The 12,056-nt window shown below is 59.8% G+C and carries 6 protein-coding genes; 3 read left to right on the forward strand and 3 right to left on the reverse strand.

Going from position 1 to position 12,056, the window contains the following annotated elements; all coding sequences use genetic code 11:
• Nucleotides 1–19: 19 nt before the first annotated feature.
• Nucleotides 20–1,378, reverse strand: a complete 1,359-nt coding sequence (locus tag AAF358_09915; GenBank protein MEM7705856.1) for an FkbM family methyltransferase — start codon at nucleotides 1,376–1,378, stop codon at nucleotides 20–22.
• A 61-nt stretch (nucleotides 1,379–1,439) separates the two neighbouring features.
• Nucleotides 1,440–2,015, reverse strand: a complete 576-nt coding sequence (locus AAF358_09920; GenBank protein ID MEM7705857.1) for a TetR/AcrR family transcriptional regulator — start codon at nucleotides 2,013–2,015, stop codon at nucleotides 1,440–1,442.
• Nucleotides 2,016–2,104: 89 nt separating this feature from the next.
• Here AAF358_09920 and AAF358_09925 point away from each other — a divergent pair, with 89 nt between their 5' ends.
• Nucleotides 2,105–3,040 carry a sterol desaturase family protein gene (locus AAF358_09925; GenBank protein MEM7705858.1) on the forward strand — a complete coding sequence of 312 codons (936 nt, stop codon included), beginning with the start codon at nucleotides 2,105–2,107 and terminating at the stop codon, nucleotides 3,038–3,040.
• Between the two features lie 222 nt (nucleotides 3,041–3,262).
• Complete coding sequence (locus tag AAF358_09930) at nucleotides 3,263–8,374, forward strand: Ig-like domain-containing protein (GenBank protein MEM7705859.1); 5,112 nt, start codon at nucleotides 3,263–3,265, stop codon at nucleotides 8,372–8,374.
• A 346-nt stretch (nucleotides 8,375–8,720) separates the two neighbouring features.
• Here the strand turns inward: AAF358_09930 and AAF358_09935 are convergent, their stop codons facing one another.
• The gene (locus tag AAF358_09935; GenBank protein ID MEM7705860.1) at nucleotides 8,721–11,483 is read right to left on the reverse strand and encodes a bifunctional aconitate hydratase 2/2-methylisocitrate dehydratase; all 2,763 of its coding nucleotides are present in this window, start codon (nucleotides 11,481–11,483) and stop codon (nucleotides 8,721–8,723) included.
• Nucleotides 11,484–11,716: 233 nt separating this feature from the next.
• Here AAF358_09935 and AAF358_09940 point away from each other — a divergent pair, with 233 nt between their 5' ends.
• Entirely contained in the window at nucleotides 11,717–11,992 is a 276-nt protein-coding gene (locus tag AAF358_09940) for a hypothetical protein (protein MEM7705861.1), read from the forward strand.
• Nucleotides 11,993–12,056 lie beyond the last annotated feature (64 nt).

Consider the following 12,056-nt stretch of genomic DNA (forward strand, 5'->3'; position numbering starts at 1 on the left):
GAGATGACGTCGGCGCGAGTCACGCCTGGGCGACCGCTTGCTGAAGACGCTCCAGAGCTGACGCCCGGCGCAGCAGCGCCGCGTCAGCAAAACCCAGCTCGGTCAGGTAACGCAGGATGGCGGCAGACTTGTTGCGAGAGAAATAGGCTGAGAACGCGTGTTCCTTCAGATATCGCTCCAGGGCGCTAGCGACGAACCAGTCTCGAAGGTTCTCGGGTACGGGAATCGCGTCAAAGCGCTTCGTGGCGGGAAAGAAGCGATACCTGGGCACAAACGGCTCACCACCCTGGATGCGCTGAATGAGCGCCGCCAGCAGATCCACGCCCAGGGCCCGCTCTCCAGAGGCAAACGCCACCCGCGCAGCGGTCGAGAGAAGCTCCAGTGGCGCTGCTCGGTCCCCGAGCCTTTGCACGACTGCGGCACGCACGCCGTGAAGGCTTGCCCAGCGGTCAGCAGCATCCGCTGTTGGATCAGCATCCACCTGGCAAGCTCGAAAGATGGCTTGGTCAACGCCCGCGGGTTCCGGGAGATCCTTTACCCAGGGAAGCGCCGGCGGCGGATCGGGCAAGTTCGGCGGCGGGTTCTCGTCGAGCAGGAGGCCAGAGGCCCGAAGCGCGTCAGCACGCGGCGCCTTACAGCAGAAAAGGTTGAGCTGAAACCGATCCAGCGGGCGGCTCTGATCAAACGGCGTCAGTGCGCCCAGCTCGGGGATCAGTCGATAGCAGACATAGCCCCAGTCGCCCAGCAGATCGATCAGCGGCGTATTCAGGTTGCCGCCATGTTTGAGTTCAAAAAGCAGCAGCGGGTCGGTCGCCTCAAGCGTCTGGCGCCCGCCTTCGGCGATTCGTTGCTCTTCACCCTCCGCATCGAGCTTCAGAAAGTCGAGGCGCGACCATCCGAGCTCAGCATAGACGTCGTCCAGCGTACGAACCTTCACCGTCTGCACTACCGCGCCCGGTTTAACGCCTGCGCCACCCAACGTGTTGAGCTCTGAATTTGGGTAGGTGTGCAGCTGAGTCTGGCCTGATTCCTTCGACAGCGCCATTTCCCATACGGTCGTCCCAGTTAGCTGATTGGCATCGACCGTTGCGCGCAGACACGCCGCCGTTGCGGGTGTAGGTTCGATAGCAGCAACCTGACCGTCAGGCCGGCTGTGGTGTGCCAACGCGAGGGTATAGAGACCATAGTTAGCACCGACATCGATGCTGCAAGAATCGTCAGCCAAGATGCTCGGAAGCAACGACAGCTCCGGCTCGAACCACTCGCCTTGCTCCTGCAGCACAAAACGTGTCATGCCGCTGGGCGTGGCCGGAACCACCACCTTCGCGCCAGAGTCGAGCGTCAGAGTCTCCCGATCGCGTGTATTTTCAGCCGTCAATGGGGGTTCAGTTCACACCGCTGCCCAGACGGGAGTGTAAAACAGAACGTGTTGGCAAGGATCAAAGCGTCGAAGCGAGCAGGTGAGCCGAACGGACCAGCTCCGAGTGAACGCCGGACGAGGCACCGACAGACGCCATCGTTTCCACATGAAAACACGCTGCGGCGATACCGTTGGCGACAGCGGCTCTTTGCTGGCTGGGAGCCTGGGGGTGAGCCCTCTCGACCTCATCGGCAATCCGGCCGATGAACTTATCGATCCATTCGCGAAGCTGCGTTGCCAGCCTGGGGCGCTCGGACGCCGCAAACCACAGCGCGTTGGTGATGCGAACCTCCTGCGGGTCGAAGTACTCCGGGTCGAACAGCCAGTCGATCAGAGTCTCAAGGCGATCGCTCTGCGGCAGTTCGTCAAAAAGCTCATCGACGCCCGCTGTGGCACTGTCGAGAAACCGATCCACAAACGCCGCCAGCAGGTCCTCTTTGTTGCCGACATTGTGTCGTATCAGCGCTCTCGCAAGGCCGGCGATCTCGGCGGTTTTTTCCAGTGTTGCCCCCTCCACGCCGTAGCGCGCCACGCACACACCGTAAGCGCTCAGAATCTCAGAACGTCTCGCCTCCTTGAGGCTGGGTCGCGCCATTTCAGGATCACCTTTAAATTATCATTATTGACAATATACATCAGTTCACGTAATTTATCGATTCTGATAATTTATTTTCTGGAGCAGAAGTGGAACATCTTTTTGCCCCGGTCAGCGTCGATTTGCTGACCCAACTGGAGGTTTGGCTGAGCGAGTGGTTTCTCGTCCTGTCGCTGCTATTCCTGGCGTTTGAATTCATGCGGTATGCGCTGAGAAAAAGCCTGAACGGACGACTGGCGGCGGACACCGCCACCAACTTTCTTACCACGGTCTTGTCTTACGGAATCACCTACCTGTTGCTCGGCGTGGTTTATCTGAGCGGCTACGCCTTTTTGCACCAGTTTGCGCTGGTGGACATACCCATCACCTGGGCAACCGTTGCGCTGTGTATCGTGGTCGCCGACTTTGCCTACTACTGGGAGCACCGCTTTTCCCACCACGTTGGGATCGCCTGGGCAACCCATACGGTCCACCACTCGTCGCCCCACTACAACCTGTCGGTGGCCTACCGGTTCGGTCCGATGGATGGTCTCTGGCCACTGTTCTTTCACGCACCATTGGTGCTCTTGGGCTTCGATCCATTCCTGGTCTTTTTCTCGGAAGCCATGGTGCAGCTTTACCAGACGTTTCTGCATACCGAAACCATCAAGAAGCTGCCTAAACCCATCGAGGCGGTATTTAATACGCCGTCACACCACCGCGTGCACCACGGCTCCAACGCGGGCTACATGGACAAAAACTACGGAGGAATTTTCATTTTCTGGGACCGCCTGTTCGGCACGTTCGCCGAGGAGCAAGAGAAAGTCGTCTTCGGCATCACGCAACCCATCAACTCGGTCAATCCGCTTGTGGTCTTCTTTCACGGCCTGACACGCCTGGCGGCCAAAGTTCGTGCGACGCCAGGGATAGGCGGCAAGCTTGCTGTGCTCTTCATGCCACCCGACCACGAAACGGCCCCAAAAGCCGCGGCGCAGACTGTCGATACCCAAAGCGGGCCGCAAGCCCCGGCAGAAGTTCAAGGTTGACCAGAATCGCGAGTGAATTACGAACGCTTTGACCGCGGAGTCAATGCGTGATGCATGCACGGAAAAATTTCATGCTTATTTCGAGGAGTTGCCTTAATATCGTCGCGTTGGTGGATAACGGCGAGGCAACCCGCTTCGCCGGATGGAACCAAATGCGCGAGTCGGCTGATCTCATTGGCGCCAACCCCGGCGTCGCGCCGACGCCGATAGGGAGGTCGCGTCTTGAAAATTTTGAAGCTCTCGGCGGCAGTGTCCGCCAGCCTAGCGGCCTTTACCGCGGAGGCGGCTACGATCAGCGTCACTTCGTCGAACGGCGGGACGGGCGCGGTTGGAGACTGCACGCTGAATGAAGCAATCGAGTCTGCCAATAACAACGTCGGTACCGATGGCTGCGTAGTTGATACCGGCGTCGACGCGATCGACGCGACTGCCTTCGACATCAATCTGGACGGGAACAATAACGTTTCTGGCGACCTCATTGATCTCTCCGGCATCGCTGGTGCCACTGTCACACTTACCGGTGCGCTGCCCACGATCGACAGCAATATCACGATCCAGGGCGCCGGGACGATTATCGATGGGAACAACAGCTTTCGCGTCTTAAGAGTCGGCAACAGCAACGCTTTGGCAATCTCGTCGCTGACGCTCAGAAATGGAGCAGCCAACCGAGGGGGCGGACTCTACGGCGCCAATTTTTCCCAGCTTGCGGTTGACCGCAGTACGATCACCGGCAACACCGTCACCATCGAAGGCGGCGGCATCCATGGGAGATTTCAGTCACGAGTTTCACTACGAAACTCAACGCTCTACGCAAATTCGGCGAACAATCGTGGCGGCGCAATCTCGGTCGCTGAGGAAAGCACGCTGAATCTCAGTCACGTAACGATCACCGGGAACAACGCAGGAACGATGATGTCGGGTGGCAGCGGCGGCGGTATTTACAGCAGTTCCACGACCACCCTAACGGTTGATAACAGCATTCTCACTGGTAACACCGTCGTCTACGACAACATCGACTGTACCGGCGCGGGCGTTCGAGGCTACTTCACCAACTCGATTGTAGGCACCTCACTGGCGTGCGACTTTCAGGGCGGCGTCGACGGCAACCTTTCGATTGACCCCGAGCTTGGGACGCTCGCTGACAACGGCGGAGCAACCCAGACGATGAAGCCCCTAGTGGGTTCACCCGCTATTGACCTCGCCGAAGCGGTCAACGGAAGCTGTGACGGCACCTCTATCGACCAGCGAGGGGGAGTCCGACCTCGCAACGGACGCTGTGACGTTGGCGCAGTCGAAACCGAGTTCCAGGTGGACAACGCAATTGTTGTAAACACGCTGGCCGTCGATAACGACGGCACGTGTGGGGACGACGGCAGCGACGCTACGGAGGACTGTAGCCTGCGCGAAGCCATCACGCTGGCCAAACTGGAAGACAGCCCTTCTTCCATTTCTTTTGCCGACGCAGCAACCCTGGGAATTGTCCCTGGCAACACGGCGCGCATGGAATTTACGGAGAACGACAACGCCGCATCCTCAGGCTCAAACGCGCTGCCGCGCTTCACGGGGGAGATTTCGGTGGACGGCCCAACCGACTTTAACCTGGTCCTCGATCCGGCAACGAGCTGCACCATCAACGGTGTAGCAGAAGCCGGCGAGCGCAGGCTCGGCATGGTGGATCTCGGCGCCAGCCTGACGATCAGCAATGTGACGGTGGAAGGCGGCTGCGCCGACGGGACCGGGACCGCCACCCTCGGCGGAGGCATGTTCGTCGACCTGGCCACCCTGATGGCAAGCAACGCCACCTTCTCCGGCAACACGGCGGACTTTGGCGGCGGGATCTATGGATACAACTCAACGATCGCACTGACCGCCAGCACCATTTCGGGAAACAGCGCGACCTTTGGAGGTGGCGCTAGCAGTGAGGTGAGCTCAGTGCTCGACCTCGAGCGAAGTACGTTTTACGGCAACACGGCGGGAACCAGCGGCGGTGCCTTGTTTTGGCGCAACGGCGGCACGGTGACGATTAACAACAGCACAATCGCTGGCAATACCAGCTCGACGGCTGGGGATGGACTCTATGCCGGGTCCGGCGTAACGCTCTCGCTGTCCGGCGCAATTGTGGCCAACGGCGGTAGCAACGGTGACTGTTTTACCAGCGGGGCTCCAACGGTTAACGTCACCGACAGCCTGCTCGAGGACGGATCGTGCGGCGTCACCAACGGCGTTGACGGGAATCTAATCGACAGCCCTCTGCTTGGCACGCTTCAAGACAATGGCGGGCCCACGCTAACGCTGCTCCCTCAGGGCGATTCGCCGGCAGTCGATAGCGTGACGTCGAGCAACGGAATGTGCGGCGGCGATTCGGCCGATCAGCGTGGCCTGACCAGACCGGTTGATGCCAACGGGCTGGGCGACCCAGACTGCGACCTTGGTGCGGTCGAGGTGCTAAACGACCCGGTGACACCGCAAAACGACCCGTTCATCGTCAGTGAGGATTCCGCGATTGTCTCCGGCACCGATACCGACGGCCAAACCACGCCGGGCGACAGCAGCGATGACGGCGTGCTGGTGAACGACGATGCCACCGACGACGAGGACCAGGGAACAACGGTCACAGGTTTCGCGGGAATTTCGGCAGGTCAGACGCTGAATCTGACCTCCGGCGCCAACGTGACCATCAACGCAGACGGCAGCTTCAATTTCGACGGGGCTGGACAGTACGAGGCGCTCGGCGACGGTGACAACGACGTTGAAGTGATCGAGTACACCGCCAGCGACGGCTTCTCCAGCGAGACAGGCTCCTTGATAGTCCGCGTTACGGGCGTCAACGATGCCCCAGCCGCGAGCGCCGGCGCTTTCAGCGTGGCCGAAGGAAGCCTTGCGAGCGCCACGTTTCCGGCGTCGGACGTAGACCAGGGCGACTCGCTCTCGTTTAGCTTTGACAGTATCGACCTGCGCTTTACCGACAACACAAATGGAACCTTCTCCTTCGACGCAAGCGGTGCTGAGTTTGAGTCGCTCGGGGCTGGCGAGTCGACGGACGTCGTCATCGGATTCACCGCGACTGATGGGGCCAACGCCAGCGATACGGGCGCCATCACGATGTCCGTCAACGGCATCAATGATGCACCCGTTGCCTCGCCGGTGGCCGAACTTGCCGCCAACGAAGACGGACCGAATAACGGCAGCTTTAACGCCACAGACGTTGACGACACGGTGCTAGGCTACACCGTCACAACGCAGCCGGCCCAGGGTATCGTTACTCCGACTGGACCCGGCGCCACGTTTAGCTTTGACCCGCAGGGACAGTTTGAATCCCTGGATACCGGCGAGGACCAGCTGGTTACCTACACCTACCGTGTCGAAGACCCCGACGGACTGTCCGATACTGCCGACGGTACGGTTCGCGTCGCCGGGGCAAACGACGCGCCGGTCGCCGGTGACGATAGCTACGGCGCCGAGAGAAACCAGCCCCTGCTGGTCGACGCCGCTTCGGGCCTCCTGGCCAACGATACGGATATCGATACCAGCGATGCGACCAGCCTCGCGGTGCTGCCGGCCACCGTGGTCAACACGGGCGGCATCGGCGGGTCACTGACGGCCAGCGCCGATGGATCTTTCGCCTATACACCGCCAACTGATACCGCAGGCGAGGACCGATTTGGCTACGAAGTCAGCGATGGAAATGAGCAGACCTCCGGCGAGGTTACAATCCGCGTCGGCCTCGACAACCTTCCACCTCAGGCGGTTGACGACACATTCTCTCTAGACGAAAACGGATCGTTGAGCGTCCCGGCACCAGGCGTGCTCGATAACGATTCGGACCCGGAAACCAATCCGCTGACCGTCACCTCAACCGGTACGTTTTCCGCTCAGGGTATTGGCGGTACGGTCTTGCTGCAGGCTGACGGCAGCGTCGACTACACGCCGCCGCCGGCCACGGTCGGGCAGGCCACACTGCTTTACACCATCACCGACGGATTTGGCGGCGAAGCCTCGGCGATCGCCACCTTCAACGTCAATAATGTTGACGACGCGCCCAACGCGGTCGACGACCTGCTGGCGCCAATTGCCGAGGACTCGGGAACGGTGACGATTCCGTTCTCAACCCTACTGACAAATGACGATGCGGGCGCCGGAGATTCTGGCGACAGCATAGAGATCGTCAGCGTGCAGAGTCTGCAGGGCGGGCAGACAACGCTCCAGGCAGGCGCCGTCGAGTTTGCGCCTGAAAACAATTTTTTTGGCGATGCGAGTTTTAGCTACACCATTGAAGACGACGCCGGAGCGCAAGCCAACGCGACGGTAACCATCCCCGTGACGGGCATCAATGACCCGCCGTCATTTTCGGCGGCGGGCGATCAGAATTTTGCCCCGGGGGCTTCGGGCGTTCGGACCATCGACGCTTTTGTCACCGACATCAGCCCCGGCATGGGCGAAGACGATCAGGACATCATCCGTTTATCCGTCGAGGAAACCAGCGATCCCGGCGGCGTTGTTCAGGCCGCCAGCCTGGATGCTAGCGGACGTTTAGAACTGGTCCTGTCCGGAGCCAGCGGCACCGCCGAACTCCAGGCCGTGCTTCAGGACAGCGGCGGGACGGCAAACGGCGGTGCCGATACGTCCGAGCCGAGAGGATTCCGGGTCACCGTTGGCAACGGCGCTGACCTGATCATTCGCAAAACCACTTTTCAGACCAACGTGGCTGCCGGTGACGCGCTCGACTACGTGATCACTGTCAGCAATGAAGGGCCTGCAGACGTTGTCGGCGCTCGGGTTGCTGACCAACTTCCACCAGAGGTCATCAACGCCGAATGGGCCTGCGTTGCTGACGGCCAGGCGACCTGCAACTCGGCTGGCACCGGGTCGATCGATGAAAGCATCAACCTGGCCCAGGGGAGCAGCGTCACTTTCCTCTTGATGGCCGAGGTAGCGCAAGGGGAAAACTCAGGCTCCATCGAAAATACGGCAACGGTGGTTGCACCCGCTGGGACCCCAGACTTCGATCTTTCCAGCAACAGCGCTACCGCGAGCACCGCTGGCCCCGTCATTTTTCAGGACGGGTTTGAAGCTCCTATGACGGCCAAGCGGTTTAGCTCACGTCGCTCAGTGATCATGCAGAGCGAGATTCGAGCGCGGCTTGGCGAACACGGCGCCGGTAGGGCCGTCTTTTTTGCCCGAGACCCGGGTTCAACTACCCTGGCGCTGGTGGTCGCACATGCGAGGCTAAGAGACGGAGAGCTGGAGGTCCGCCTGAGCCGCCTAGAAGGCGATACCTGGACGCTCGGTAGCTGGTCTGCAGTCACCCAGGAGCTTCTCTACCTCGAGTGGTAGTACAGGCATTAAGCGTGTGCTCCCGCCACGCCGCTCAGAAAGCAGCAGGCTGACTAGACTTCGTCGACGCCAACTGACTTCTGGGCTCAATGAGTTTGGATGCTCTCACGACATTCGCTGGCCGACCCGGTGGGTCTCGAGACACCCGAGTACTACGCGTCGGGTACAGAAGCGATCCAAACGCTGCAGGCAATGCGTGCCGGTCTCGATCCGTAAGGCCTGGAGCTCTTCATCCGGAATAATATCGACAGGGAATCGCTATCCAGTTCTACCCAGGCACTGAGTCTGATCCTCTCCACCGTCGAAAAGCGACCCGCCAAAGCACGGATTCACTGAACGGCGTACGCTAATGCGCCGGCGGCGCGTATTGCGTGAGATTGATGCCGTCGACGGCGTCGATGTATTCATCGATGCTCGGCGTCCTGCCGAGGATTGATGACAGCACCACAACTGGCGTTGACGCGAGCAGCGATTCCCCTTTTTTCTCATCGGAGTCCTCGACGACTCGCCCCTGGAACAAGCGAGTGGAAGTGGCCATCACGGTATCTCCCTTTTCCGCTTTTTCCTGGTTACCCATACACAGATTGCAGCCGGGGCGCTCCAGATACATCATGTTGTCGTACTTGAGCCGCGCGGCGCTTTTTGGCGCGTCGTCGTCAAACTCGAACCCCGAATACTTCTGCAGTACGCTCCAGTCGCCCTCTTCCTTGAGCTCATCGACGATGTTGTAGGTGGGCGGTGCAACCACCAGCGGCGCCTTGAACTCGATCTTGCCTTCCTGCGCCTCGAGGTTTTTCAGCATCTGGGAAATGATCTTCATATCGCCCTTGTGCACCATGCAGGACCCGACAAAACCCAGGTCTACCTTCTTTTCTCCCTTGTAGTAGGAAATCGGGCGGATCGTATCGTGCGTGTAGCGCTTCGATACGTCGTCGTTGTTGACATCCGGGTCCGCGATCATCGGCTCGTTAATCACGTCGAGATCAACGACAAATTCCGCTGAATAGCTGGCATTGGCATCCGGCGCTAGCGCTGGATTCTCGCCCGACTGGATCTCGACAATCCGCTGATCGGCGCGGTCTACCAGGCCCTGCAAAACGCCGCGATCGTTGTCCATCCCCTTATCGATCATGATCTGAATCCGACTCTTTGCGATCTCCAGCGACTCGATCAGGGTGTCGTTTTCGGAAATACAGATCGACGCTTTGGCCTTCATTTCCGCCGTCCAGTCGGTGAACGTAAACGCCTGGTCCGCGAGCAGCGTACCGATATGAACCTCAATGATTTTCCCCTGGAAAACGTTTTCACCGAACTCCTGGAGCATTTGCGCTTGAGTCGCGTGGACCACATCACGGAAATCCATATGCGGCTTCAGGCTCCCTTTGAACGTGACCTTCACCGACTCGGGGACCGGCATGGTGGCCTCGCCGGTGGCCAGCGCCAGCGCAACGGTTCCCGAGTCGGCGCCGAAGGCCACACCCTTAGACATCCGGGTATGGGAGTCACCGCCGATAATGACCGCCCAATCGTCCACCGTGATGTCGTTGAGCACCTTGTGGATCACGTCGGTCATCGGGTGGTAAACCTCATTGGGGTCCCGACCCGTGATCAAACCAAAGCTGTTCATGAAGCGCATCAGCTTAGGGATGTTTTTCTGCGCCTTGAGATCCCATACCGAGGCCGTGTGGCAGCCCGACTGATAGGCGCCGTCCACTGTGGGCGAGATGACGGTCGCCGCCATCATTTCCAGCTCCTGGGAGGTCATGAGCCCGGTGGTGTCCTGAGATCCCACGATGTTGACCTTCACCCGCACATCGGATCCAGCGTGTAGCACCGTGCCCGGCGCCACGCCAACCGCGTTTTTGTTGAAGATTTTTTCGACGGCGGTGAGGCCCTGCCCTTCGTGAGAAATCTCCTTGGCCGCGGCGTAAACCGGAGTCGGCTCGACGCCGAGGATGCCAGCCGCCACGCTCTGCAGCTTCTTCCCGAACACCACGGCGTAGGAGCCGCCGGCCTTGATGAACTCGAGCTTCTGCGGGGTCAGCGCGGTTGAGATATCGGCCAGGACTTCGCTTCGATCTTCGTTTAAGAGCTTTTTCTCGTTCAGATCGATTGTCAGCACGGTGCCCGTGTCGACGGAAAACACCTGCTCGAGCACCGGCTCGTTGTCCTCGTCCATGATCGGTTCGCCGTTGGCAGCGAGTTTCTTGACCCAGTTCTTCAGATCGATACCGATGCCTCCGGTCACGCCCACCGTGGTCAGGAAAATCGGTGAGATCCCGTTGGTGCCGCCGACAATCGGGGCAATGTTGATGAACGGAACGTATGGGCTGGCCTGCACACCGGTCCAGAGCGCCACGTTGTTGACCCCGGACATTCGCGAGGAGCCCACACCCATCGTGCCCTTTTCGGCCACCAGCATGACGCGCTTATCCGGGTGCTCCTTCTGCAGCGAGAGGATGGTTTCCTGCGCGCCCGGATCCATCAAACACTTTCCGTGCAGCTCACGGTCGGATCGGGAGTGCGCCTGGTTGCCGGGCGAAAGGAGGTCGGTCGACACGTCGCCGGTCGCCGCAACGTAGGTGACCACCTGGATTTGATCCACCACGGGCGGCAGCTTCGTAAAGAACTCTGCCTTCGCGTAGCTCTCCAGCAGATCGGTGGCGAGCGCGTGCCCAGCCTTGTGAGCCTCCTCCAGCCGATCCGTGTCGGTCTCGTAGAGGAACACCTGCGTTTTCAGTACCTCAGCGGCGGTCTTTGCAATCGCCGCATCGTCGCCCAGCGCCAGGTCGAGTAGCGCGTCGATCGACGGGCCACCCTTCATGTGAGAGAGCAGCTCAAACGCGAAATCAGCGGTAATTTCGTCAACGAGCGCCGCCCCCAGAACGATTTCCTTCAGGAAGCGCGCCTTTTCCCCGGCCGCCCCCGTGGTGCCCGGCAACGTGTTGTAGATAAAAAACTTCAGCGAATCGTCGCGATGCTCGTTGGCAGTGTCTTTGATTTGCTCGATCAGCTCGGCAACGAGGGCGGCGTCTTCGATTGGCTTCGGGTGCAGACCCTGTGCTTTCCGGGTCTCAATTTCAGCGAGGTAGTCTGTGTATAAGCTCATGGATTTACGAATAATTTGGTTGATACTGCTGGGATGCTGGGCAGACGCAGCGTACGGCGTGCCCGCCTGAACCAGTTGCTAAGGTGATTATACAGGGCTGGGCAAGTCGAGCGCTGATCACAAGACCTTGGTCGAACGCCCGCCGAATACGCTAGCTAGCTCTCCAGCCGGAGGCGAACGATCTCGTGCGGCAGATTGAACAGCAGTAGGTTGAGCCATCGGGCGCCATATTAATGTGCGCCCTGAGCGAGGCCGTCGATGCAGACGGGCCCGTCATCGAAGCCGGGTCCCCGGAGCTGCTGCTGATGGACGCTGCTCAGGGGATTGAGCTCATTAAGCTTGCCAACCGCTACAACCCAAACGTGCAGGTCATTGCGGTACATATGGATTCGCTGGACCACTGCTTTTCGACGCGCGAAGACCTGCTCAACCTGGTGGAGACCTTGCCTGCAGACCTGCCAAACCGGGTGTTTGTGCCGCAGGATGGCGAGCGAATTACCCTCGGTTAGCTGAGCTCATTCCTGCGACAGGTCATTGGCCAACCGTTACGAACCATTACACATCGCTATAGCT

It is taken from the genome of Pseudomonadota bacterium (assembly GCA_039033415.1).
In the GTDB taxonomy this organism is placed as follows: domain Bacteria; phylum Pseudomonadota; class Gammaproteobacteria; order Xanthomonadales; family SZUA-38; genus JANQOZ01.

Bases quoted from the DNA above. Each gene is read 5' to 3' on its own strand.
- AAF358_09940 (MEM7705861.1), top strand. From the start codon at position 11,717: ATGTGCGCCCTGAGCGAGGCCGTCGATGCAGACGGGCCCGTCATCGAA.
- AAF358_09920 (MEM7705857.1), bottom strand. From the start codon at position 2,015: ATGGCGCGACCCAGCCTCAAGGAGGCGAGACGTTCTGAGATTCTGAGC.
- AAF358_09935 (MEM7705860.1), bottom strand. From the start codon at position 11,483: ATGAGCTTATACACAGACTACCTCGCTGAAATTGAGACCCGGAAAGCA.